Raw genomic sequence first — 23622 nt, 5'->3', positions numbered from 1 at the left:
CTCAGCCCAGCAGGGCCAGCAGCGGGGCCAGCGCCGTGGTCGGGGCAGTGGGGCCGGGCAGCGTGTCCGGCAGCAGGGGGGCCACGAGGTAGAGCATCGCGATGGCGATGCCGTTGTTCACCATGTGCAGCAGCACCGCGTACCCGAACGAGCGGCCCATCAGGATGTAGGACACCGTGATCGCCACCGCGAGGGTCAGGTACGGGACGGTCTCCACGAGCCGGAAGTCGCCGCCGGTGCCGAGGAAGTGCAGGAGTGTGAACGCGAGCACGGAGACCACGGCGCACACCCACACGTTGATCCAGCGGGAGAGCTTGCCGATCAGCAGGTGGCGGAACAGGTACTCCTCCACGAGCGGGGCGGCCACCACGGTCATGAGGATCATGAGCACGGGCGGGGCCTGCGTGGTCATCTCCTCGAGCGCGGCCTGGTTGGCGCTGGTCTGCGCCTCCCCGATGAGGCTCAGCACGATCACGTTCACGACGATGCACGCCAGCCACGTGGCGGGCAGCAGCAACAGCTTCCACCACGTCCCCGTGCGGAACACCCGCAGCGACGTCACGAGCGGGCGCCAGGCCACGGCCAGCACGAGCACCACGAGGATCGCGTAGCTGACGATGTTCACCGTGAACCCGTCGCGGACCAGGTCGAACGCCTCGAGGTCACCGGGGACCAGGCCGAGCGACACCGCCAGCCACAGCCCCAGCCCGAGCACCATGAGCGCCACGTACACGAGCACCACGACGGCGTCGCCCCAGTGGAACCGACCCGGGGTCCAGTCCGGCGCGGGGCGGGCCGCGGGCCGGCGGCCGGGCCAGCCGGCGGGGACGCCACCGGGGGCGCCGGGGTGCCCGTGCAGGCTCGGGGCGACGGCGGCGCGGCGGGCGGACGGCCGGCCCGACGGCGGCCAGCCGGCGGGCGGACCGGCCGGCGGGCCAGAGGGAGGAACGCTCATGGCGGCCACGCTACCAACGGGGGCGGACGCGCCAGGCCGCGGGCGCCGTCGTCGGGAGCGGCTCCGTGGCCCACGCCACGCCCGCGCGCCCGCGACACGCGCGCGGTGGCGGCGGGCCGAACGCCTCGTCTACGGTGCTCCCCATGGCCTTGTTCTCCCAGCCGGTGTTCATCAACCTCCCGACGACGGACACCGAGCGGATCCGTGAGTTCTGGACGACCCTGGGCGCCACCGCAATGGACGACTACTCGGACGAGCACTCGGTGTGCATCGAGCTCACCGAGTCGACGTACGCGATGTACCTCAGCCCCGGCTACTACACCGACTTCATCGGCAACCGTGAGATCGCCGACTGCCTCACCACCAACTCCGCCCTCATGGCGCTGACCGTCGGCGACGCCGCGGCGGTGGACGCCCTGGCGGACCGGGCGATCGAGCTCGGCGCCGCCGAGGTGCCCCTGCCCGAGGACCTGCGCGAGGAGATGGCCGACTCCGGCATGCACTCCCGCGAGATCGTCGACCCGGACGGGCACCAGTGGGAGTTCGTCACCGCCTGAGCCCGCCGGCTCAGGCGCCGAGTCGCCCGGTGAGGCGCGCGTGCATCGCCGCGGAGGCCTCGTTCAGCCCCGTCACCTCGGCGTGGATCCCGTGCCGGGCGTACTTGGTCAGCACCGAGTCGAGCGCGGCCACAGTGGAGGCGTCCCACACGTGCGCGGCACTCATGTCGATCACGACGCGCGGCGGGTCGAGGGCGTACTCGAACTGCGAGTAGAGGTCGTTCGAGGACGCGAAGAACAGGGCGCCGTGCACGCGATACGTGACGGCGTCGCCGTCGTCGTGGACCTCGCGGACCACCGTGACCAGACGCGAGACGCGCTGAGCGAAGAGCACCAGCGCAGCGAGCACGCCCACACCCACGCCGATCGCGAGGTTGTGAGTGAGCACCGTGGCCGCCACGGTCACGACCATGACGGCGGTCTCCGAGCGCGGCATCGCGCGCAGGGTGGCGGGGCGCACCGAATGCCAATCGAAGGTGGCGGCGGCCACGAACATCATCACGCCCACGAGCGCGGCCATGGGGATCTGCGCCACGAAGCCGCCGAAGGCCACCACGAGCACCAGCAGGAACACGCCCGCGAGGAACGTGGAGATCCGGGTGCGGGCGCCGTTCGCCTTGACGTTCATCATGGTCTGCCCCACCACGGCGCAGCCGCCCATGCCGCCGAACAACCCCGAGACCACGTTCGCGACACCCTGCCCCCAGGACTCGCGCGTCTTGTCCGAGCGGGTGTCGGTGATGTCGTCCACGAGCTTCGCGGTGAGCAGGGACTCGAGCAACCCCACGAACGCGATGCCGACGCTGAACGGCAGGATCAACCGGAGGGTCTCCCACGTCAGCGGGACGTCCGGCAGGCCGAGCACGGGCAGCGCATCCGGCAGCGCGCCCCGGTCCCCCACGCGCGGCACGGCCAGGCCGGCGGCCATCACCAGGGCGGTGACCACGACGACGGCCACGAGCGTCGCCGGCACCGCCGTGGTGAGCCGCGGCAACAGCACCACGATCGCCAGGGCCAACGCCGTGAGCGGGTACACGAGCCACGGGACGCCGATCAGCTCGGGCAGCTGCGAGGTGAACACGAGGATGGCCAACGCGTTGACGAACCCCACCATCACCGAGCGCGGGACGAACCGCATGAGCCGGGCCACACCGAACACGCCGAGCAGGATCTGGATGACGCCGCCGAGGATGATCGCGGCAAGCAGGTGCCCCACCCCGTACGCGTGGGACAGCGGTGCGACGACGAGCGCCACCGCCCCCGTGGCCGCGGAGATCATGGCGGGCCGGCCGCCCACGATCGCCGTGGTGACGGCCATGGTGAAGGACGCGAACAGCCCGACGCGCGGATCCACGCCCGCGATGATCGAGAACGCGATGGCCTCCGGGATCAGCGCGAGCGCCACCACGACGGCGGCCAGCACCTCCGTGCCCAGCAGCCGAGGGCTGCGCAGGGTGCGCAGGACGGACTGCCGCTGGAGCGGCGTGAGGGCAGGCGGGGGCGCGGCGGGTAAGGCGGGCATGCTCCCGAGGGTAGCGGTGCGCGGGCGGGGTGCCCGCCGGTGAGCGGGCCCGCCCGCCACCCCTCACGCCGTCCGCATCACCCGCACGGGGTCGCGGAACGCGGCGAACGCCGCCGGGGCGAGGCTGGCCAGCAGCGCGGTGAGGGCGGCCAGCACGGCCACCGCCGCCACGAAGTCCACCCCCAGCGTCCCGCCCTGGCCGGCGACGACGGCGTACCCGGCTCCGGAGCCCAGCACGGCGCCCAGCAGCGCAGGCACGGCGGTGCGCACGGCCACGAGCAGGATCAGGTCTCCGCGGCCGATGCCGAGGGTGCGGCGGCGGCCGAGGTCGCGGCGGCGGATGAGGACGTCGGCGAGCACCACGATGGACACGAAGAACGCGCCGGCTCCGAGGATCAGCAGCAGCAGGGAGCGTCCGAGCCCGGCGAGCTCGCCGGTGATCACCTGGTTGCCGGCGGAGAGGGCACGGGCGGTCTGGATGGAGGAGGCGCGCGGGTCGGGGTCGATCACGGCGAGCGCGGCCTCCTGCATGGCGCGGGTGCCGGCGGTGTCGGCGGCGAGGACGCGGACCTGCTGCATCACGAGGGCGTCCGGGGCGGCGGGGACGGTGAGGGCGTAGCCGTCGAGGTCCTGGAAGGGGTCCTGGGCCTGAAACGCCCCGACGACGGCCCACTGGCGGCCGTCCGTGGCCTCGATCGCTCCGGAGGGCTGGGCGAGGCCGAGCTCGGCGAGCTTGGCCTCGGGGACCACCACCTCGCCGGGGGCGGGCAGGCGGCCGCGGGTCAGCTCGATGCCACGGTCCAGGGTGCCGACCACGTTCGTCACGGCCACGCGGGCGCCGCCCCGGCCGATCCCGGTGTTCACGGCGTCCATGGGCGAGTCCCGGGCGAGGGCGGCCTCGGCGGTGTCGAGTCCGGCGAGGGTGGCCGCGGTGGCGCCGGTGAGGAAACCGGTGCCGCCGGTGTCGGTGACGGTGAGCACGCGGGCGCCGGGGCCGGAGAGCTCTGCGGCGACGGCCGCCTCGGTGGCGGCCTGCCTGCCCACGGTGGCCACGGCGGCGAAGCACATGGCGGCCACCACGAGCAGCACGAGGGCGGAGGGCACGGGAGAGGTGCGTGCGGCGGTGACGGCTTCACGCAGCAGGGTGCGCAGGTTCATGGGCGGTCCTCCCGGTTCACAGCCGCACCACCTCGTCGGCGCGGGCGACGACGGCGGGGTCGTGGGTGGCGACCACCACGGTGCGCCCCTCGGCGGCGGCATCGGCGAGGGCGTCCATGACGAGGCCGGCGTTGTCCGGGTCGAGGTTGCCCGTGGGCTCGTCCGCGAGGACGACGACGGGCGCGTTCACGAGGGCGCGGCACACGGCCACCCGCTGCGCCTGCCCGCCGGAGACCTGCCCGGGCCGGTGGTCGGCGCGGTGGGCGAGGCCGAAGCGCTCGAGCAGCGCCCGTGCCCGGTCCTCGAGCGTCTGGCGCTCCAGCCCGGCGTAGAGGCCGGGCTCCACCACGGAGTCCAGGATGGGGCGGGACGGGTCCAGCTCCGAGTCCTGGAACACGAATCCCACGGAGGCGGCGCGCAGGCGGGAGCGCTCCCGGTCCGGGCGGGTGGAGGCGTCGACGTCGCCGAGGCGCACCACTCCGGAGGTGGGCGTGAGCATGAGCCCGAGCACGTACAGGAGGGTGGACTTGCCGCGCCCGGAGGGTCCGGTGAGGGCGGTGACGGCGCCCGGCGTGAACGCGTGGGTGAGGCCGTCGAACAGCTCCTCGGCGGCGCGGGTGTAGGCGAAGCGCAGGTCCTCGACGGCGAGGGCGGCGGGGACGACGGGGGCGGCGGGCGTGCCCGGGGTGGCGGGCCCCGTCATCGGGTGCCGTTCAGCACGCGCACCTGCTCGCCGGCGTCCACGCCGTCCACGACGGCGAGGCCGTCGGCGGAGCCGAGGACGGTGACGGTGCGGTCCTCCGCGGCGCCGTCCCGGACCACCGTGACCGTCGCGGCGCCGTCTGGCTGGGTGCGCAGGGCGGACACGGGGACCACGGGCCCGGAGACGGGCGGGACCACGCTGACCTGGGAGAGCAGGGAGGTGGTGGCGTCGGCGGGCAGGGTGTCGCAGTCCTCGCCGCAGACCACGCCGCCGTCCGGGGCGGTGAGGGTGATGCGGATCAGGCCCTGCTCGTCGGAGGTGGACTCGCCGGCGACGGCCTTCCATTCGTGTTCGCCGTGGGGCACGGTGACCTGGGTGCCGGCCGGGATGAGGGCGGCCTGCTCCTGGTTGACCTCGAGGGCGAAGTCCGGTTGGTCGCCGGGGCGGGCCACCACGTTCTCGCCGCCGGCGAGGGTGGTGCCGACGGCGGTGGTCTTCGCGTCCACGCTGAGGGGCGCGGGGAGGGCGTCGAGGACCACGAGCTGGCCGAGCTCCACGGTGTCCGCGGCGGGGTAGCCGCGTTCGGTGAGCCAGTCGTCCCAGGCGTCCGCGGTGGCCTCGTCCCACGTGCCGGTGGCCTCCACCTTCGCGCCGGTGGCGGCGAGCATGCGCTGGAACGCGGCGACGTCGTCGCCGGAAGTGCCCTCCCCGAGAGGGCGCCACTGGGGAAGCTCGCCCTGGAGGACGAGCACGGGCTTCTGGGCGACGGCGTACAGCACCTCCCCGGCAGCCACCTCGCCGGACTCTCCGGCCCGGGTGACGACGCCGGTCAGCGCGTTCACCGCCGCCGGCGTCTGCTCGCGCGACACGGAGACGCCGAGGGTGATGACGCGGCCGAGCTCCTGCTCGGCGACGGTGACGAGGGCGCTCGCGGCCGGACGCTGCTCGGCCTGAGCCGGAGGGGTGAGCGTGACCCGGCCGGCCCAGAAGGCGAGCGCGGCGACGGCCACGAGCGCAAGGACGAGGGCGGCCCAGCGGGCGGGGCGATTCATCCGGATGACCCCCAGAAGACATCCTGCGGCGGAAGCTCCGGGCATGTCTGCGCGACCTCGGCCTGGCGTTCTGCCGACACGCCCCTCATGCTGTCCGCGAAGGGCCACCACTGGTGGCGGCCTGGAGTGTAGAACGCGGAGACGAATGCCTCTTTGGAGGGGCGCGCGGAGGTGTCGACCGTGTAGCCGTAGGCCTCGAGACACGGGATGAGGTATTGGTCCCAGTAGTCATAGACGAGGCGGAGCTGCGGATCGGTCCAGTCCTGGGTGTAGCTCGGATCCACCGGGTGCTGTGCGTAGCAGGTCACGTAGGCCGCCTCGAAAGCAGACCTCTGGGACTCAGGTGGGGTGTCGATCTGAATTCCCCCGGTCGGACCGACCGAGTTCGGCCACCCGGCCTCGGCCAGGCATGTGGACACCATGCGGTCCGACTCGAGGGACGTGGCGTACCACCCGGAGCGCTCCACCTGAGGCGGCGCGGGCATTCCCGCCCCCTGAGCGTGCCGCGCGACTTGCTCACGGTAGGCGCGCTCCTTCTCCGCCTCCGTCGTCAGGAGGGGTTCGATCCTCTCGGTGGGAACCCACTGCGAGGCGTCCCAGGTCTTCTCGGCCGTCGCGGTGGGGGGAGCGGCGACCGTGGATGAACCGCCGAGGCCCGCAGACTCCCGACCGACGCAGCCGGTGAGGGTCAGGGCGACGGCCGCCACCAGGGCGGCCGTCGCAGGAATGCGTAATGAAGTCATCGGTGCCGGCGAGTCAGTACGGGTAGTAGCAGTAGCCGTAGGTGCCCGACAGGAGGAGTCCTGCGCTGCAGTCCTGCCGACCGGAGTCCGTCAGCGCCTGCGCTGGCACCGCACCGGAGACGGCCAACGGTCCAGCGACGGCCACGCCGGCACCGACCTTAGAAATCCGCTGCTTCATACCCATGTCGCTCCTCCTTATGGTTCACGCTCAGTCGTGATCTGCGTCACACTCTATGAAGGTGCTCGCCCTGTGTCCAGAGAATTCTCGGTCGGTCCACAGACGTGCCCCACCAGGGAGTCAAGAGGGTCCTGCGCGTGACGGATGCGCAATCTCAGGGGACGAATGAGCGCGGCCACACCGGCAGGGGTGGCCCGACGATCGGGTTTCGATACTCCCGTCACCGCCGCGCGCCCTAGCCCCGTACACCTCCGGCTCCGGAGAGGTGCGGGCTCGTGAAACTCACCGGCACCTGGATCGAGAAGGTCATCGGGTGGTCCCGTGTCGCAGCGACGCCAGCGGCCAGTGGCTGGGCGCCGGCGCCATCCAGCCCCGGCCTCAGCGGGCGTCCTCGCGCGCGGCGGGCGCGCCGTCGTCGTCCTGCTCCTCCGCCTGTTCCCCGCCCTGGAACTGGCTCCTGTACAGCCGGAAGTACGCGCCGCGAGCGGCCAGCAGCTGATCGTGCGAGCCCTGCTCCACGATGTCGCCGTCCTCCATCACGAGGATGACGTCCGCGTCCCGGATGGTGGAGAGGCGGTGGGCGATCACGAAGCTCGTGCGGTCCGAGCGCAGCGCCGCCATCGCGCCCTGGACCAGCACCTCGGTGCGGGTGTCCACGGAGGAGGTGGCCTCGTCCAGGATCAGGAGCGAGGGCTGGGCCAGGAACGCACGGGCGATGGTGATGAGCTGCCGCTCGCCCGCGGACACGTTGGCGGCGTCCTGCTCGATCACGGTGTCGTAGCCGTCGGGCAGGGTGTGCACGAAACGGTCCACGTAGGTGGCCTTCGCCGCCGCGACGACCTCCTCGTCCGTGGCGTCGAGTCGGCCGTAGCGGATGTTCTCCCGGATGGTCCCGCCGAAGAGCACGGCGTCCTGGAGCACCATGCCGGTGGCGGCGCGCAGCTCGCCGCGGCTGACCGTGCGGGTGTCCACGCCGTCCAGCAGGATCCGCCCGCCGTCCACCTCGTAGAACCGCATGATCAGGTTGACCAGGGTGGTCTTGCCGGCACCGGTCGGCCCGACGATCGCGACCGTCTGCCCCGGCTCCGCCACGAAGTTCAGGTCCGTGATGAGCGGCTTCTCCGGCGTGTAGGAGAAGCGCACATGCTCGAACTCCACGCGACCGCGCAGCGGGCGCGGGAGGTGGGCGACGCCGTCGGGCCCGGGGATGGCGGAGGGCGCCGTTTCCCGAACGAAAGCGCTCTCGGAGGGCGCCGTTTCCCAAACGAAAGTGCCGTCGGGGGTGCGGGCGGGGGTGCCGTCGGGGGTCTCCTCCGGCTCGTCGAGGAGCTCGAAGATGCGCTCGGCCGACGCCACGCCGGAGATCAGCATGTTGGACATGCCGGCGATCTGCCCAAGCGGCTGGTTGAACTCGCGCGAGTACTGGATGAACGCGGTCACGGCGCCGAGGGTCATCTGCCCGTTGGCCACGCGCAGGCCGCCGACCACCGCGATGCCCACGTAGCCCAGCCAGTTCACCCACTGCATGATCGGCATGATCATCCCCGAGTAGAACTGCGCCGTGAACGCGGCCTCGTACAGCTCCTCGTTGCGCTCGTCGAAGCGCGCGGCCATGTCCCGCTGACGGCCGAACACGGTCACCAGCTCGTGCCCCGTGAACGACTCCTCGATGTGCCCGTTGAGCCGGCCCGTCTCCCGCCACTGCGCGGAGAAGAGCGCCTGGGACTTCTTGCCGATCACGCCCACCACCACACCGGCCACCGGCAGGGCGATCAGGGCGATGAGCGCGAGCTGCCAGGACAGCCAGAACATCATGCCGACGATGCCGATCACGGTCAGCGCCGAGTACACGAGCGAGGCGAACGCCTGCTGGAGGGCCTGCTGGACGTTGTCCACGTCGTTGGTGGTGCGGGAGAGCAGGTCGCCACGCTGCCCGCGGTCGAAGTGGCTCAGCGGCAGCCGGTTGATCTTGGCCTCGATGTCCTCGCGCAGGCGGAACACGAGGCGCATCACGAGGTCGTTGAGCACGCGGCCCTGCAGCCACATGAACAGCTGGGCCACGAGGTACATGGCCAGCACGATCAGGATCAGCCGGCCCAGCTCGGTGAAGTCGATCCCCTCGCCCGGTGTGAACGCCATGCCGGAGAGCATCTCCGCGGCCTGGTCCTCGCCCTGGGCGCGCAGCCCGTCGATGACCTGCTCGCGGCTCAGCCCGCCGGGCATCTGCGCGGAGACCACGCCGCCGAAGATCACGTCCATCGCCCGGCCCAGGACGTGCGGGGCCCACACGTTGAGCACGACGGCGACCAGCACCATCAGCGCGACCACCACCAGGCCCAGCTTCTCCGTGCGGAACAGGCTCATGAGCCGCTTCGCGGACGGCCAGAACGCCTTGGCCTTGCGGGCCGGCCCGCCGCCCCAGTCGTCGGTGGCGCCCTGCTCCTGGATCTCGAGGATCTCCTCGTCCGTCAGGTGCTCGCTCATGCCACGTCCTCCGCGGTCAGCTGGGAGTCCACGATCTCCCGGTAGGTCTGGTTGTCCGCCAGCAGCTCGGCGTGGGTGCCGCGGCCGACCACGCGGCCCTCGTCCAGCACGATGATCTGGTCGGCGTCGGTGATGGTGGCCACCCGCTGGGCGACGACGATCCGAGTCACCCCGGCCGCCGCGCGGTCGAGCGCCGCCCGCAGCCGCGCGTCGGTGGTGACGTCCAGCGCGGAGAACGAGTCGTCGAACACGAGGATCCGCGGCTCGGCCACGAGGGCACGCGCGATGGACAGGCGCTGGCGCTGGCCACCGGAGACGTCCGTGCCGCCCTGGGAGAGGCGCGAGTCCAGACCGGAGGCCGCCGTCTCTGCCTTGCCGGTGGTGCGGGCGCGCACGAAGTCGGCGGCCTGGGCCGTCTCGAGGGCCGCCCAGATGCGCTCGTCCGAGGCGTCCGGGGCCCCGAACTGCATGTTTTCCCGCACGGTGCCCGAGAACAGGTACGGCTTCTGCGGCACGAGGGCCACGGCCTCGGTCAGCTCGGCCCGGGCCAGGTCGGTCACCGGCACACCGTCCACGAGCACCTCGCCGGACGTCGCGTCGTACAGCCGCGGCAGCAGGCTGATCAGCGTGGACTTGCCGGAGCCGGTCGAGCCGATGATCGCCGTCGTGGTGCCGGGGGCGACGGCGAAGCTGACGTCGTCGAGCACCGGCGCCTCGGCGCCGGGGTACTGGAAGGTGACGTGGCGCAGCTCCACGGCGCCGTCGCGACGCGCGGGGGTCACCGGGCGGACCGGCTCAGCGAGCGTGGGGACGGTGTCCAGGACCTCGCCGATGCGGCGGGCGGAGATCACGGCGCGCGGGAGCATCATCATCATGAAGGTGCCCATCATCACCGCCATGAGGATCTGCAGCAGGTACTGCATGAACGCGGTGAGCGCGCCGACCTGCACGAGCCCCGCGTCCACGCGCTCGCCGCCGAACCACAGGACGGCGGCGGTGGCGAGGTGGAGGATCATCGTGATGACCGGGCCGAGCAGCACGAACAGCCGGCCGATCCGCACGGACGTCTCCGTCAGGGCGGCGTTGGCGTCCGTGAACCGGCGTGTCTCGTGGCGCTCGCGCACGAACGCGCGGACCACGCGGATGCCCTGGATCTGCTCGCGCATCACGCCGTTGACGTCGTCGATGTTGTCCTGCATCCGCTGGAACAGCGGCATGAGACGGGCGACGATCCACGCCACGATCACCAGCAGCACCGGCACGGAGACCCACACGAGCCAGGACAGGCCCGGGTCCTCGCGGATGGCCATGATGATGCCGCCGACCGCCATGATCGGCACGGCCACCATGAAGTTCAGGGCCATGAGGGTGAGCATCTGGACCTGGTTGACGTCGTTGGTGCCGCGCGTGATGAGGGTCGCGGCGCCGAAGCGGCCGAGCTCCTCCGCGGAGAACGCGTCCACGCGGGTGTAGACGGCGCGGCGCAGGTCCCGGCCGACGCCCATCGAGGCCTTCGCCCCGAACCACACGGCGGCGATCGCGGCGACCACCTGCACCAGCGCGACGCCGAGCATCACGAGGCCGATGTCCCAGATGCGGGCGGTGTCACCGCGGGCTACGCCCTCGTCGATGATGCGGGCGTTGAGGCTGGGCAGGTACAGCATGGCCAGCGTGCTGATCAGCTGCAGCACGACGACGGCCGCGACGGCGCCGCGATAGCGCCGGCCGTGACGGCGGAGCAGGGTCCAGAGCATGGGGCTCCCAGGGAGTCGGGATGGGCGCGCGGCCGCGTGGGCTGCAGTGAGGTGGGCCGACGTGGGCCGGGTTCATTGTGCCCCAGCCGCGGGCGAGGAGGTCGGGCAGCAGCCGTCGTCGTCGGACGCCGCGGGCGCACCCCGGACAGCCGGCTGCCGAACCACCCGCTGGCGGACCCGCACGAGGACTGAGCGACGCCAGACGGGGGGCGTGAGCCAGACGTTTCCGCGGCTGAGGGTCCCTCAGAACAGCACGAACATCTGGCTCACGCCCCCGGAACGCCTGGCTCAGCGCCCGAAGAGCCTCGCGAAGAACCTTGCGGCCCCGGCACGGCCCGCGCGGGCTGCGTCGCGCTCGGCATCAGGGTGACGGCCATCGCACCACTGCGCCGCGGGGACGACGGCCTTGAGGGACTCGACGTGCCGGCCGCATCCGGCCCAGGTGGCCCTGCGGCAGACGGGTCAGCGCGCCGGACGGCACATGAGGGATCCTTTCGGCGAGGGGGCTTCGGGGTGGCCGGTCAGGCCAGGGTCATGAAGAGCTTCTCGAGCTCGGCGACGGTGAGCTTCTCCTCGTCCTCCGCCTTCTCGGGGTCGGCGAGGCAATACTGCATGGCGGATGAGACGACCGCGAAGCCGGCGCGATCCAGCGCGGTGGAGACGGCGGAGAGCTGCGTGACCACGTCCTTGCAGCGACCCTCGCCCTCGACCTCGCGGATGACGGCGTCCAGCTGGCCGCGGGCCCGCTTGAGGCGGTTGAGGATCTTGCGCTGGGTCTCGGCGTCGGCGGTGCGCACGGCGACCTCCTTTGTCACGGTGGCGGGGAGGGGAATCATATCCCCAGGGGTATCCGGCGACGTCGCCGGATGTCACACGAGGAGACCGATGAGCTCCCGGACGAGGATCACCAGGCCCATGGCCAGCACGAACCAGCCGAAGCCCTTCTTCAGCGCCTTCTCCGGGACCCGCTTCATGAGCGGAACGCCGATCAGCGCACCGACCACGGCCACACCGGTGACCCACAGCAGCAGGTCCCACGGCAGCGTCACGCTGGTCAGGTAGCCGCCGAGGCCCGCGAAGGACTTCATGGCGATCACCAGCAGGGACGTGCCCACCGCAGCGGACATCGGCAGGCCGCCGAGCAGGACCAGCGCAGGGACCACGAGGAACCCGCCGCCGGCGCCGACGATGCCCGTGACGAAGCCGACGACGACGCCCTCCAGCAGGATCTTCCCGAGCGGGTGGCGGCGGGGCTCGACGTCAGCCGAGGCCTCCACTGAGGGGGCGGCCGCCGGCTGCGTCTTCTTGGGCCGGATCATGGCCCACGCCGTGAAGAGCATCATCACCGCGAAGGCGATCAGCAGCAGGGTCCCCGGCAGGAAGCCGCCGACGACGCCGCCCAGGAGGGCACCCACCATCGAGGCCGCGCCGAAGATCAGGCCGGTGCGCCACCGGACGGTGCCGTGCCGCGAGTGCAGCAGCACTGAGACCAGCGAGGTCACACCCACCACGAACAGGGAGCCCGCGATGGCCTGCTTCGGCTCGAGGCCGGCCACGTACGTCAGCAGGGGCACCATCAGGATCGACCCGCCGCCACCCATGAGGCCGAGCAGCAGGCCGACCACGAGGGCCAGGGCGAGGACGATCCACATCACGGGTCAGCTCCGCTTCCCCGCGCCGGTGGGGATGCGGCCGATCACGTCGCCCGCGGAGCGCTCCTGCGCGGGGCGGTTCCACGGCATCTTGGCCAGCACGGACGCCATGGCGCACGTGTTGGACACGGCGGAGAAGGACAGGCCCGCGCCGATCGCGGCGGGGATGAGGCCGAACCGCTTCGAGCCGACCTGGGAGGCCACGGCCCCGACCAGCGCGATGGACCCGGCGGTCATGCGGACCTGACGGTCCATGGACCAGCGGTTGCCGCTGCGGACGACCTCGCCGCCGGCCTCGGCGTAGGCGGAGATGCCGCCCTGCAGGACGCGCGCGGAGGTGAAGCCGGCCTGGGCCAGACGGTCCTGGGCGGTGCCGGCCCGGCTGCCGGACTGGCAGACGAGCACCGCGGTGCCGTCCAGGCGGGCGGCGACCTCGTCCGCGTGCTCCTGGAGCAGGTCCAGCGGCACGTTGTAGGAGCCGGCGATGTGCTCGGTCTCGAACTCGCCGGGGGTGCGCACGTCCAGCACGACGGCGTCGGGGCGGGCGGCCAGCTCGGCCTTCAGGTCGCGCGGGGCGACGGGGGACAGGGTGACGCTCATGGGAGGGGCTCCTCGGGGTTGGTCTGGGGGTGTGTCAGGACTGCTGCCAGGCGGCGTAGCTGCCCTCGAGCTCGATCACGTCGAACCCGGCGCGGCGCAGCGCCTGGGCGGCCACGATGTTGCGCAGGCCGGACTGGCAGAAGGTCACCAGGGTCTTGTCCTTCGGCAGCTCCTCCTGGTGGAAGAGCACCTTGCCGGCGTTCAGCTGCCGGGCGTCCGCCACGGTGCCGTGGGAGAACTCGGTCTTGTTGCGCACGTCCACCAGCACGGTGTCCTGCTCCGCGCCGACCTCGCCGGCCTCGATGCGGGACCGCAGCTCGTCGGCCTGCACGGTGGGCACCGGCTCCAACGTGAGGCCGTCCACGGAGGTGGTGAACGCGGCGGCGGCGTCGACGCCCACGCGGATCATGTGGTCGCGCATCGTGTGCGCGTCCTCGCGGTCCTCGGCGAGCAGGACGAGGGCGGCGTCGTCGCTCTCCGGGTCGTAGGCCCAGCCGGCGTGCGTGGCGACCTTGCCGCGGGACGGAAAGGCCAGCGCGCCCGGCACGGTGCCGGCGAGGATCTCGTCCACACCGCGGGTGTCCGCGAACACGGCGCCCTCGGCGAGCGTCGCCTGCACGCCCCCGGCGTCCAGCTCCTCGAGCTCGGGCAGCTCGCCCAGGATGGCTGGCCCCTGCTTGTTCTGGCGCTTCATGCGGGCGAAGTAGGCGTGGGCGTCGGGCTGGCCGTCGAGCAGCTCGTCGATGAAGCCCTGCTCGTCGTCGTTCTTCAGGTAGTCGGACCACCACGCGTACTTGCGCTCGTAGCCGACCGTGGTGGAGGGCAGCGCGCCGAGTGCCTTGCCGCAGGCGGAGCCGGCGCCGTGGGCCGGGAACACCTGCACGTGGTCCGGGAGGGTCAGGAACTTCGCCTTGAGGGAGGCGAAGAGCTGCTGGGCGCCCTCGAAGCGGGTGTCGACGCCGCCGGCGGCCTCGTCCAGCAGGTCCGGGCGGCCGAGGTCGCCGGAGAACACGAAGTCGCCGGTGAGCATGTAGCCCGGGGCGTCCGCGAAGGCGCCGTCGGTGACGAGGAAGGACAGGTGCTCGGGGGTGTGGCCCGGGGTGTGCACGGCCTCGACGGTGATGTTGCCGAGCGTCACCGTGTCGCCGTCCTTGAGGAGGTTGCCCTCGAAGCCGTAGGCCCAGTCCTCGCCGCCCTCGCCGGACAGGTGGATCTGGGCGCCGGTGGCGTGGGCCAGCTCGCGGGTGCCGGAGAGGTAGTCCGCGTGGATGTGGGTCTCGGTCACGTGGGTGATGGTCATGCCGTTCTTGGCGGCCAGGTCCAGGTACACCTGGATGTCGCGGCGGGGGTCCACCACCATCGCCTCGTTCTTCGCCTGGCAGCCGATCACGTAGCTGGCCTGGGCGAGGTCCTCGTCGTAGATGCGCTCGAGCAGCATGGTTCTCCTCCGGGTCGGGGGGTCTCGATGTCCATCCGATACCCCCTGGGGTATGTCGAGAACGAGCGTAGGGTATACCCCCAGGGGTATGCAAGAGAGAGGGTGAGCCCGGGCGGCGACGGGAAGGGACGGCACGGTCGGGAGACGTCGCCAGGGGGCGTGAGCCAGATGATTCCGCTGCGGATCGGGCGTCAGAACGGCAGAAACGTCTGGCTCACGCGGCGGGGGGCGTGAGCCAGATGATTCCGCTGCGGATCGGGCGTCAGAACTGCAGAAACGTCTGGCTCAGCGCCCGGGGTCCTCAGAGCAGGGGACGCAGTGGTACCAGCAGGGCCTCGACCACGCGGGCGAGGCCGTGACGGTCCTCCCAGCGCGGGGTGTCGATCCGGACGGCCCGCTGGGCGTCGAGAGCGAAGATCTCCTCCATCCGGGCGGCGAAGTCGCGGTCCACGACCACCACGTTGGACTCGTAGTTGAAGCCCAGGGAGAGGCGGTCGACGTTGGCCGAGCCCACGGTGGACCAGATGCCGTCCACGGTGGCGGTCTTCGCGTGGATCATGCTGGCCCTGTACAGCAGGATCGTGATGCCGGCCTCGAGCATCTTCCCGAAGAAGCCGCGCGAGGCCCAGTCCGCCACGATGTGGTTGGAGTCCTCCGGCACCATCACCTGCACGTCCACCCCGCGCCGGGCCGCGTGCAGCAGCGCCTCGAGGACCTGCTGGTCCGGGATGAAGTACGGCGTGTTGATGAGGATGCGGTGCTGCGCCCGCTGGATGGCGTCGAGGTAGCTCAGCCGGATCGGGTAGACCAGGAGCGGCGGCTGGTTCGCGGCCACGGTGACGCGCGGGTCCCACGTGTCCGGGGGGCGCCAGGACATCTGCTCGCCCGCGCGGTGGTGGGCGTTCCACTTGATGGAGATCGACTGGCCCAGCGCCCACACCGCCGGGCCGCGCTCACGCACGTGGGTGTCCCGCCACAGGCGGGCGTAGTCGTCGCCGATGTTGAAGCCGCCGGCGAAGCCGACCTCGTCGTCCACCACCATGATCTTCGAGTGGTTGAACCCGCTGTGCCGGACCACGCCTCGCCAGATCGGGCGGGCGAAGGCCGGCAGCCGGAACACGTGGATGCGCGGGTCCAGCTGACGGTAGAAGCGGGGCGGGACCACGAGGTTCCCGAACCCGTCGTAGGAGACGTAGACCTCCACGCCGCGCGCGGCCGCCCGGTTGAAGGCGTCCATGAACCGCTGGCCCGTGGGGTCGCCCTTCCAGATGAAGGTCTCGAACTTGATGATCCGCTGCGCTCCGTCGATCGCGGCGATCATCTCCTTGTAGAGGTCCTCACCCGAGGTGAAGATGCGCAGCTCGGAGCCCTCCACGTGGGCGTCAAACACGCCGGGGTTCGGCGCGGGTCGGCGCACTCGGCCGCCGCGCTTGACCATGTCCACGCCGGTGAGCCCGGCGGCGACCGTCAGCGGCAGTCCCACGAGACCGACGCCCGCGGCCACGGCCGCTCCCCGGAGGAGACGACGGACCGGCAGGCGGGACAGGGACGGCAGGGACGGTCGACGCATTCGCTCAGTCTACTCAGGGCCCCGTCAGCGCGGATCGGTCGAGCGGCGCATCTCGGTCCAGGCCGCGCTCACCTCGGAGCGCATGCGCACGAGTTCGATCGCCGTCTCCTGCAGCCTCCGGGCGCTCTCGCTCTCGGGGATGTACTGCCGCACCCGCTGGGCCTGGTCCTCCGCGGAGACGTCCACCATGACGGCGATCGAGTGCGCCACCAGGCGGGACTCCGCCCCGGTGCGTCGGCTCGCGTAGACGCGCAGCGCCACATGCATGGACCGCTCCGTGGTGTTCACCAGGAGGGCCTCCACGCGCACGAGGTCGCCCACGTGGATGTTCCGCACGAAGCGCACACCGCCGCCGAACACCGCGACCACGGATTCATGTCCGGTCCAGCGGGCGGCGCAGACGGCGGCCGCCTCGTCCACCCAGCGCAGGATCGCGCCCGCGTTGATGGTGCCGCCCACGGTGGCCTCCGCGTTGGGGGCCAGGAACGCGAGGGTGCTCATCTCCTCGGGGGCCTCCCCGGGCGCGGGGAACGGCAGTCGGGCCATGCCGCGCTCGACGGCGCGGCGGGCCACGGTGGAGCGGCGGGCCTGTTCGTCGCGCTCGATCTGGCCGGGGGTCGAGGGCTCCCAGACCGGCACGGTCACGGGCACCCCGCCCTCCTCCGCGGCGTAGACCACGAGGGACGAGGTGGCGACCACGGGGTCGCCGTCGTCGTCGCGGATCTCCGGCAGCAGCAGGCGGGTCTGGACGTGCACCTCGGCGCCGTCCGTGTGGACCACGCGCGCCTGCACCACAGCGCGGCGGTCCACCGGCACGGGGTGCCGGAACTGGGTGTGCCCCATGTAGCGGGCACGCACGAACGTCCCGGCCCAACTCGCCGCGACGGCGTAGCCGGCCTTCTCGATCCAGGAGATGACGGTGCCGGCGTCCACCAGGCCGGTGGGATGATCGAAGCTGTCCGCCCGGAATTCGAGGGCGAGGGCTCCGGGGGGTCTCATGCCGTCGAACGTATCACCCGAGTCCGGGCCCTGTGCGGCCGGTCACGCCCCGTCCAGGAGTCTGCGGGGAACCTCCCGGCCGCGCCCCAGGCGGGTCCGCGCACGGGGGACAATGGACCCATGACCGCCTTCGACCGTCTCCCCCTGCCCGCGGAGCCCCAGACTCCGCACGACCGCCTGCGCCGCCGCACCGAGGCCGCCGTCGCCGAGCGCGGGGAGGCCGCCGTCGCCGGGCTGGCGGTGCGCCTGATGACCGGCGCGGCCACTCCCGATGACGTCACCTCGGGCGCCGCCCGCGCCCTCACCGGCGACGACGGCGACCTCAGCCCCGCCGCGACCGGCGCCCTGGCCCTGATGCACGCGTGGCACCGCAGCGCGCTGCCCGCCCTGACCGGGGCGCTCACCGCCCCCGAGGCGGACGTCCGCTCGGCGGCCCACCTCGTGCTCGCCTCCCGCGCCGGCTCGCTGCGCCGCGATGCCGCCGTCGACCGCACCCTCGTGGACGCGGTGCGGGCCGGCTGTGCCGACCCGGACCCGGAGGTCCGCGCGTCGGCCGCGTCCGCGCTGGGCGCCCTCGCCCGCCCCGAGGACCTCGAGTCCGCCCTGCCCGTGCTCACCGGCATGGTGATGGACGTGGACGCGGACCTGGCCGCGGCCGCCGAGCTGGCCCTCGAGCAGCTCGCGATCCGCCTGGACCGGCCCGGCCTGCGGGTCAGCCTCGAGGGCTGAGGCGACGCCCGTGCAGTGCCCCCACTTCGACGTCGGCGAGTGCCGTTCCTGCCCGCTGATGGGCGTGCCGTACGCCCGGCAGCTCGCGGACAAGCAGGCCGCGGTCCTGGCCGCCCTGGCGGACGCGGTCGACGCGGACACGGTCGTGGCCGAGCCGTTCGCCTCCGCGGAGGCCGGATTCCGGAACAAGGCGAAGCTCGTGGTCACGGGGTCGGCGGCGGCGCCGCGGCTGGGCATCCTGGACCCGCGCCAGCACCCCCGGCATCACGACGGCGCCGGCGTGGACCTGCGCGACTGCGGCCTGTACGAGGCCGGCATGGAAGGCGTGTTCGACGCGTGCGCGGCGGCGGTGACGGCGGCCGGGCTGGAGCCCTACGACGTCGCCGCCCGCACGGGCGAGCTGAAGAACGTGATCGTGACGCTCTCCCCCGACCGGGAGGCGATGGTCCGGTTCGTGCTGCGCTCCGCCGACCGGCTGGACGCGCTGCGCGCGGCGGTGCCGGGGCTGCTGGACGACCTCGCGGCGCGCGGGACACCCGCCGCCGTGGTGAGCGCGAACCTGCTGCCCGAGCACGTGGCCCTGCCCGAGGGCGACGAGGAGATCGTGCTCGCCGGCGGGCCGACCCTGCGGATGGAACTGAACGGGATCGGCCTGCGGCTGCGCCCGCAGGGGTTCTTCCAGACGAACACCGCGGTGACCGAGGGGCTGTACGCGACGGCGGCGGCGTGGGTCGCCGAGGGCGGTGTGCCGGCGTCGGCGTGGGACCTGTACTGCGGGGTGGGCGGGTTCGCGTTCCACCTGGCCCGGGCCGGCGTGCGCGACGTGTGGGGCATGGAGTCCTCCGCCGAGGCGGTGGCCGCGGCCCGGGAGACGGCCGCGGAGCTCGGCCTGGCCGACCGGGCGCGCTTCTCCGACGGCGACGCCACCTCCGCGCTTTCGTTCGAGAAACGGCGGGCTCCGGAGGCGCTTTCGTCCAAGAAACGGCGGCCCCGCCCGGACGCCGTCGTCGTGAATCCGCCGCGGCGGGGCATCGGCGCCGAGCTGGCGGACGCGCTGGAGGACTCGGGTGTGCCCACCGTCCTGTACTCCAGCTGCAACCCGGCGACGCTCGCGCAGGACCTGGCCCGGATGCCGAGCTATCGGGTGGCGCGGGTGCAGGTGTTCGACATGTTCCCCCAGACCCGGCACGCGGAGGTGCTCACGCTGCTGACCCGGCGGTGACGGAAGCCGGGGCGCGTCACCGCGGGCTCCCCGCCCGACGGTTCCGCTTCTTCAACTCGACGAAGACCTGCAGCAGCGTCAGAGCCGACGGCGCGAGCGCGGGTTGCGTGAGCACGAGCGGTTGCGCACGGGTCAACCCGCCACCCTGCAACGGCCGTCCCGAGTCCCACCGGTTGGCCTTGCGCAGACCACCCTCGTTCCACAGCCGCTCGTCCACCTTGAGCGCCACCTTCATCGTGTGCTCCGACTCTGGCGCCACAGCACGGACTTCCTTCACGTCCGCCCAGTCCACGGACCAGTCCCGCGTCCACACCCGTCGCTCATCGAACGTGACATGCCGAGGCCGGAACAGACCCATCGTCGCGGCGGGAAGCACCGCCAACGCCAGCGCCAACCCGATGAACGACGCCACACGCCACACCCCGAACCCGGCCGAGACATCCTCCGGCGGCCGGAAGATCACCCACACGAACACCGCGATGCACACCACGACGATCAGCCACAGGAGCAACCACCGCGCCGGACGCACCCGCGCCTGCACCGGCAGACTCGCCAGGATCTCCTCCCGCGTCGCCTTCTTCCGCAACCGCGTCGGCTTCGCATCCATCACTTGCTCATCATCCAGTTCATGAGCCCTTCGCCCCCCGGCCATCTCCGCCGAGTGTGTCCTGCTCGTTCCCGGGCCACGCTTCCGGCGCGCGGGGGCACACGTCCGCCCCGTCGGCACGACCCTATTCCCGGAACCCACCGCGCCGCAGCGACATCACCGCAGCTGAGAACCGCTGTGATGTCGCTGCGGTGCGGTCGGCCGGAACGACGGCGCGCTCGCTGCGGTGAACATCGCCGCGGCACTCCCCGTGCGGCCCCACTTCCCCGCCCGTAGGCTGGTTCCCATGTCGCAGACGCTCACCCCCGCCGCTCCGCAGGACCTGAACGCCCGCCGTCACCGGCTCCGCCGCTACCGCGCCGTCATCTTCGACATGGACGGGGTCATCACGGACACCGCCGGCGTGCACGCGCAGGCGTGGAAGGAGCTCTTCGACGGGGCGCTGCCCGCCGTGGGCGCGCTGCCCGCCAACGCCGCCGTCGTCGCCGCGGACCCGGACGTGCTGCGTCCCTTCGACGCCGCCGCCGACTACCTGCACCACGTGGACGGGCGCCCCCGCGAGGACGGGGTCCGCACGTTCTTCGCCTCCCGCGGCCTGAGGGTGCCGGAGGCCGACGCCCCCGAGGCGGACGCCGCCCCGGAGCTGACCGTCCTCGCCCTCGCCGAGCGCAAGCAGGGCTACTTCGAGCAGGTCCTCGAGCGCGACGGCGTCCGCGTGTTCCCGGAGGCCCAGGACCTCCTCGAGCGGCTGCGGGCCAAGGGTGTGCCGGTCGCACTGGTCACCAGCTCCAAGAACTCCCGCGCCGTGCTCACGGCCGGCGGCGTGCTGGACTTCTTCCCCGTGATCGTGGACGGGAACACCGCCGTCGAGCGCGGGCTGCCGGGCAAGCCGGACCCGGCGATGTTCTGGGAGGCCGCCCGCGAGCTGGGCGTCGACGTCGCGGACGCGATGGTCCTCGAGGACGCCGTCTCCGGCGTGAAGGCCGCCTCGGACGGCCGCTTCGGCCTCGTGATCGGCGTGGACCGCGAGCCCGAGCTCGGCAAGGGCCGACTCAAGGCGGCCGGCGCCCACCTGGTGGTCCAGGACTACGGGACCCTGCATCTGGAGGACCGCACCACCACCCCGTTCGACCCCGCGTGGGTGCTGCGCTGGGACCGCTTCGACCCGGCCTCCGAGGGCACGCGCGAGGTGCTGTGCACCCTGGCCAACGGGTACTGGGGCACCCGCGGCGCTGTGCCCGGCACGCACATCTCCTCCGTCCACTACCCCGGCACCTACATGGCCGGGGTGTTCAACCGGCTGACCTCGATGGTCCAGGGCCGGGTCGTGGAGACCGAGCACATGGTCAACATCCAGGACTGGACCCCGCTCGTGGTGACCCCGCGCCACGGCCGCCCGCTGCTGCCGGGTGAGGAGAACCTCGTGGAGTACGGCCAGGAGATGGACCTGCGCCGCGGCGTGCTCTCCCGCACCATGACCTTCGAGGACGAGCAGGGCCGGCGCACCACGGTCCACACCCGACAGTTCACCTCGCTGGCCAACCGGCACCTCGCCGCGATCGAGCTGACCGTCGTGGCGGAGAACTGGTCCGGGGACCTCACGGTGCGCTCGAAGATCGAGGGCCGCGTGGCCAACCTCAACGTCTCCGACGACCGCACCCTCGCCAACCAGCACCTCGAGCCGGTCCAGGCCCGGGAGATCGACGGCGAGACCGTCCTGCTCGAGACCGCCACCAACCAGTCCGGCATCCACGTGGCCGTGGCCACCCGCACCCGCCAGGTGGCGCCGGTGGGCCACCACGAGCCCATCCGCCGCCCCGTGGACGGCTCGGACCTGGTGGTCGGCCAGGACATCCTCCTCCACGTGGACGAGGGCGTGCCGCTCGTGCTGGAGAAGATCGCCGCCGTCGCCACGAGCCACGACCACGCCAACGCCTCCGTGTGGGAGTCGGCGGTGAAGGACGTCCAGCGCGCCCAGAACTTCCGCAACCTGCTGACCCTGCACGAGCAGCGCTGGGGCACCAACTGGGACCGGTTCTCCGTGCGCATCGACCTGGCCGAGCCGTACCGGCATCAGCGCCGCTCCACGGCGGCGGAGGCCGGCGGCGAATACGCGCCGCCCGTCGTCGACGCCGGCCACTCGGCCCCGGTGGGGTCCGCGGTCCCGATGGGCAAGGACGGCGCGTCGCTGCGCCAGCAGCTCGCCCTGAACCTGCACACGTTCCACGTGCTCCAGACGGCCTACGGCCGCCGCCGGGACCTGGACGCCTCCGTGGGGGCACGCGGCCTGCACGGCGAGGGCTACCGCGGCCACATCTTCTGGGACGAGATCTACGTCTACCCGATGCTCACGCTGCGCCGCCCCGAGATCACCCGGGGCCTGCTGATGTACCGCTACCGGCGTCTCAACGAGGCCCGCGCCAACGCCCAGGCCGAGGGCTGGGCCGGTGCCATGTACCCGTGGCAGTCCGGGGCGGACGGCTCCGAGGAGACGCCCACCGAGCTGTGGAACCCGCGCTCGCGCATGTGGATGCCGGACAACTCCCACAACCAGCGGCACGTCTCCCTGGACATCGCCTACTCGGTGCTGCGGTACATCGAGATCACGAAGGACACGTCCTTCATCTCGGACTACGGCGCGGAGATGCTCGTGGAGATCTCCCGGTTCTTCATGTCCATGACCCTGCACAACGCCGTCACGGACCGCTACGAGATCCACGGCGTCATGGGCCCGGACGAGTTCCACGACGGCTATCCCGAGACCCCCGGCTCCGGCCTGCGCAACAACGCGTACACGAACGTGCTGACCTCGTGGGTGCTCGCGGAGACCGCCCGCCTGGTCCGCTGGCTGGACACGATCGACGACGGCCTGCCCGAGCTCATGGAGATCTCCGAGGAGGAGATCGAGCGCTGGGAGGAGGTCAGCACCCGTCTGACCGTGCCGTTCTTCGAGGAGGGCGAGGAGGCCGGCATCCTCGCCCAGTTCGAGGGCTACCAGGACCTGCTCGAGTTCGACTGGGAGGCCTACCGCGCCAAGTACGGGAACATCGGCCGCATGGACCTGATCCTGCAGGCCGAGGGCGACGCCACCAACCGGTACAAGCTCTCCAAGCAGGCCGACACCCTCATGCTCGGATACCTGTTCTCCGCCGAGGAGCTGGACCGGATCCTGCGCCGCATGGGCTACGAGCTGCCCGAGGAGGCGTTCGAGCGGATGGTCACGTACTACGAGGCCCGCTCGACGCACGGCTCCACGCTCTCCCGGCTGGTGCACGCGTGGGTGTCGGCCCGCACGGACCCGGACCGGTCCTGGGACCTGTTCACGGAGGCCCTCGAGTCGGACCTCTCGGACACGCAGGGCGGCACCACGAAGGAGGGCATCCACCTGGGCCTGATGGCGGGCACCGTGGACACGGTGATCCGCTGCTACGCGGGCCTCGAGACGCGCGACGACGTCGTCCGGCTGCACCCCCGCATGCCCGCCCAGCTGCCCGGCGCCCGGTTCACCATCCGGTTCCGCCAGCAGCCCGTGGTCATCCAGATGACCCAGCGGGAGGTGACGGTGGCCGCGGGCGAGGGCATGTGGCACGACGTGCCGATGATCATCGCCGGCCGCGAGCACACCCTGTCCCCCGGCGAGAAGCTGACGGTCCCGCTGGGCTGAGGGCCGCCGTCGTCGGCCACCCCACCCCGTCCCTT

At 72.2% G+C, this 23622-nt stretch carries 20 protein-coding genes and 1 pseudogene; 4 read left to right on the top strand and 17 right to left on the bottom strand.

Going from position 1 to position 23622, the window contains the following annotated elements; genetic code table 11:
- Position 1: 1 nt before the first annotated feature.
- Positions 2-955: a CPBP family intramembrane glutamic endopeptidase gene (locus tag ABIB16_RS09025; RefSeq protein ID WP_036317511.1), complete on the bottom strand. Its 954-nt coding sequence runs from the start codon at positions 953-955 to the stop codon at positions 2-4.
- A 143-nt stretch (positions 956-1098) separates the two neighbouring features.
- Here ABIB16_RS09025 and ABIB16_RS09020 point away from each other — a divergent pair, with 143 nt between their 5' ends.
- A complete protein-coding gene (locus ABIB16_RS09020) occupies positions 1099-1512 on the top strand; it encodes a VOC family protein (protein ID WP_020621736.1) in 414 nt (137 codons plus the stop codon).
- Between the two features lie 10 nt (positions 1513-1522).
- On the opposite strand, the gene ABIB16_RS09015 is transcribed toward ABIB16_RS09020, so the two are convergent.
- From ABIB16_RS09015 to ABIB16_RS08950, 15 genes and pseudogenes are all read right to left on the bottom strand, one after another.
- Entirely contained in the window at positions 1523-3034 is a 1512-nt protein-coding gene (locus ABIB16_RS09015; protein ID WP_020621737.1) for a SulP family inorganic anion transporter, read from the bottom strand.
- 63 nt (positions 3035-3097) lie between these two features.
- A complete protein-coding gene (locus tag ABIB16_RS09010) occupies positions 3098-4192 on the bottom strand; it encodes a permease (RefSeq protein ID WP_020621738.1) in 1095 nt (364 codons plus the stop codon).
- Between the two features lie 16 nt (positions 4193-4208).
- Positions 4209-4895, bottom strand: coding sequence for an ABC transporter ATP-binding protein (locus tag ABIB16_RS09005; RefSeq protein ID WP_216882638.1), 687 nt, complete (start codon positions 4893-4895; stop codon positions 4209-4211).
- Positions 4892-5947, bottom strand: coding sequence for a hypothetical protein (locus tag ABIB16_RS09000; RefSeq protein ID WP_020621740.1), 1056 nt, complete (start codon positions 5945-5947; stop codon positions 4892-4894). The genes ABIB16_RS09005 and ABIB16_RS09000 overlap by 4 nt, the downstream gene beginning before the upstream one ends.
- On the bottom strand, positions 5944-6654 hold the full coding sequence (locus ABIB16_RS08995) for a hypothetical protein (RefSeq protein WP_020621741.1): 711 nt from the start codon (positions 6652-6654) through the stop codon (positions 5944-5946). Before ABIB16_RS08995 ends, ABIB16_RS09000 begins: the two co-directional genes overlap by 4 nt.
- A 49-nt stretch (positions 6655-6703) precedes the next feature.
- Positions 6704-6874, bottom strand: a complete 171-nt coding sequence (locus ABIB16_RS08990; protein WP_020621742.1) for a hypothetical protein — start codon at positions 6872-6874, stop codon at positions 6704-6706.
- 372 nt (positions 6875-7246) lie between these two features.
- The gene (locus ABIB16_RS08985; RefSeq protein ID WP_020621743.1) at positions 7247-9352 is read right to left on the bottom strand and encodes an ABC transporter ATP-binding protein; all 2106 of its coding nucleotides are present in this window, start codon (positions 9350-9352) and stop codon (positions 7247-7249) included.
- Entirely contained in the window at positions 9349-11106 is a 1758-nt protein-coding gene (locus ABIB16_RS08980; RefSeq protein WP_036384543.1) for an ABC transporter ATP-binding protein, read from the bottom strand. Before ABIB16_RS08980 ends, ABIB16_RS08985 begins: the two co-directional genes overlap by 4 nt.
- Positions 11107-11394: 288 nt before the next feature.
- Positions 11395-11553: pseudogene (locus ABIB16_RS11370) on the bottom strand (DUF8730 family Cys-rich protein); the annotation flags it as partial.
- Positions 11554-11627: 74 nt separating this feature from the next.
- Positions 11628-11903 carry a metal-sensitive transcriptional regulator gene (locus ABIB16_RS08975; RefSeq protein ID WP_044659303.1) on the bottom strand — a complete coding sequence of 92 codons (276 nt, stop codon included), beginning with the start codon at positions 11901-11903 and terminating at the stop codon, positions 11628-11630.
- A 72-nt stretch (positions 11904-11975) separates the two neighbouring features.
- A complete protein-coding gene (locus ABIB16_RS08970; RefSeq protein WP_080696032.1) occupies positions 11976-12758 on the bottom strand; it encodes a sulfite exporter TauE/SafE family protein in 783 nt (260 codons plus the stop codon).
- 6 nt (positions 12759-12764) lie between these two features.
- Positions 12765-13358, bottom strand: a complete 594-nt coding sequence (locus ABIB16_RS08965) for a rhodanese-like domain-containing protein (protein ID WP_052007121.1) — start codon at positions 13356-13358, stop codon at positions 12765-12767.
- A gap of 34 nt (positions 13359-13392) precedes the next feature.
- Positions 13393-14796 carry an MBL fold metallo-hydrolase gene (locus ABIB16_RS08960; protein WP_036384546.1) on the bottom strand — a complete coding sequence of 468 codons (1404 nt, stop codon included), beginning with the start codon at positions 14794-14796 and terminating at the stop codon, positions 13393-13395.
- A 301-nt stretch (positions 14797-15097) separates the two neighbouring features.
- The gene (locus ABIB16_RS08955; RefSeq protein ID WP_036316196.1) at positions 15098-16366 is read right to left on the bottom strand and encodes a phospholipase D-like domain-containing protein; all 1269 of its coding nucleotides are present in this window, start codon (positions 16364-16366) and stop codon (positions 15098-15100) included.
- A gap of 24 nt (positions 16367-16390) precedes the next feature.
- Positions 16391-17365 carry an acyl-CoA thioesterase gene (locus ABIB16_RS08950; RefSeq protein ID WP_036316197.1) on the bottom strand — a complete coding sequence of 325 codons (975 nt, stop codon included), beginning with the start codon at positions 17363-17365 and terminating at the stop codon, positions 16391-16393.
- Between the two features lie 120 nt (positions 17366-17485).
- Here ABIB16_RS08950 and ABIB16_RS08945 point away from each other — a divergent pair, with 120 nt between their 5' ends.
- Positions 17486-18094, top strand: coding sequence for a HEAT repeat domain-containing protein (locus ABIB16_RS08945; RefSeq protein WP_020628173.1), 609 nt, complete (start codon positions 17486-17488; stop codon positions 18092-18094).
- A gap of 10 nt (positions 18095-18104) precedes the next feature.
- Entirely contained in the window at positions 18105-19316 is a 1212-nt protein-coding gene (gene rlmC, locus ABIB16_RS08940; RefSeq protein ID WP_036316199.1) for a 23S rRNA (uracil(747)-C(5))-methyltransferase RlmC, read from the top strand.
- A 16-nt stretch (positions 19317-19332) separates the two neighbouring features.
- Here rlmC and ABIB16_RS08935 read toward each other — a convergent pair whose 3' ends face one another.
- Positions 19333-19923, bottom strand: coding sequence for a hypothetical protein (locus tag ABIB16_RS08935; protein WP_036316210.1), 591 nt, complete (start codon positions 19921-19923; stop codon positions 19333-19335).
- 286 nt (positions 19924-20209) lie between these two features.
- Between ABIB16_RS08935 and ABIB16_RS08930 the strand changes: the two genes are divergently transcribed.
- Complete coding sequence (locus ABIB16_RS08930; RefSeq protein WP_036316201.1) at positions 20210-23587, top strand: beta-phosphoglucomutase family hydrolase; 3378 nt, start codon at positions 20210-20212, stop codon at positions 23585-23587.
- The last annotated feature ends 35 nt before the right edge of the window (positions 23588-23622 follow it).

This window comes from Micrococcus sp. UYEF5, assembly GCF_040546065.1.
Taxonomy (GTDB): domain Bacteria; phylum Actinomycetota; class Actinomycetes; order Actinomycetales; family Micrococcaceae; genus Micrococcus; species Micrococcus luteus.
Note: the sequence above shows the minus strand (reverse complement) of the source record. Positions and strands in the feature narration are given on the sequence as shown.

What these genes read in the sequence shown, in the direction of transcription:
- ABIB16_RS09025 (WP_036317511.1), bottom strand. Translation starts at nt 955, where the DNA reads ATGAGCGTTCCTCCCTCTGGCCCGCCGGCCGGTCCGCCCGCCGGCTGG.
- ABIB16_RS09020 (WP_020621736.1), top strand. Translation starts at nt 1,099, where the DNA reads ATGGCCTTGTTCTCCCAGCCGGTGTTCATCAACCTCCCGACGACGGAC.
- ABIB16_RS09015 (WP_020621737.1), bottom strand. Translation starts at nt 3,034, where the DNA reads ATGCCCGCCTTACCCGCCGCGCCCCCGCCTGCCCTCACGCCGCTCCAG.
- ABIB16_RS09010 (WP_020621738.1), bottom strand. Translation starts at nt 4,192, where the DNA reads ATGAACCTGCGCACCCTGCTGCGTGAAGCCGTCACCGCCGCACGCACC.
- ABIB16_RS09005 (WP_216882638.1), bottom strand. Translation starts at nt 4,895, where the DNA reads ATGACGGGGCCCGCCACCCCGGGCACGCCCGCCGCCCCCGTCGTCCCC.
- ABIB16_RS09000 (WP_020621740.1), bottom strand. Translation starts at nt 5,947, where the DNA reads ATGAATCGCCCCGCCCGCTGGGCCGCCCTCGTCCTTGCGCTCGTGGCC.
- ABIB16_RS08990 (WP_020621742.1), bottom strand. Translation starts at nt 6,874, where the DNA reads ATGGGTATGAAGCAGCGGATTTCTAAGGTCGGTGCCGGCGTGGCCGTC.
- ABIB16_RS08985 (WP_020621743.1), bottom strand. Translation starts at nt 9,352, where the DNA reads ATGAGCGAGCACCTGACGGACGAGGAGATCCTCGAGATCCAGGAGCAG.
- ABIB16_RS08980 (WP_036384543.1), bottom strand. Translation starts at nt 11,106, where the DNA reads ATGCTCTGGACCCTGCTCCGCCGTCACGGCCGGCGCTATCGCGGCGCC.
- ABIB16_RS08970 (WP_080696032.1), bottom strand. Translation starts at nt 12,758, where the DNA reads ATGTGGATCGTCCTCGCCCTGGCCCTCGTGGTCGGCCTGCTGCTCGGC.
- ABIB16_RS08965 (WP_052007121.1), bottom strand. Translation starts at nt 13,358, where the DNA reads ATGAGCGTCACCCTGTCCCCCGTCGCCCCGCGCGACCTGAAGGCCGAG.
- ABIB16_RS08960 (WP_036384546.1), bottom strand. Translation starts at nt 14,796, where the DNA reads ATGCTGCTCGAGCGCATCTACGACGAGGACCTCGCCCAGGCCAGCTAC.
- ABIB16_RS08955 (WP_036316196.1), bottom strand. Translation starts at nt 16,366, where the DNA reads ATGCGTCGACCGTCCCTGCCGTCCCTGTCCCGCCTGCCGGTCCGTCGT.
- ABIB16_RS08950 (WP_036316197.1), bottom strand. Translation starts at nt 17,365, where the DNA reads ATGAGACCCCCCGGAGCCCTCGCCCTCGAATTCCGGGCGGACAGCTTC.
- ABIB16_RS08945 (WP_020628173.1), top strand. Translation starts at nt 17,486, where the DNA reads ATGACCGCCTTCGACCGTCTCCCCCTGCCCGCGGAGCCCCAGACTCCG.
- ABIB16_RS08935 (WP_036316210.1), bottom strand. Translation starts at nt 19,923, where the DNA reads ATGGATGCGAAGCCGACGCGGTTGCGGAAGAAGGCGACGCGGGAGGAG.
- ABIB16_RS08930 (WP_036316201.1), top strand. Translation starts at nt 20,210, where the DNA reads ATGTCGCAGACGCTCACCCCCGCCGCTCCGCAGGACCTGAACGCCCGC.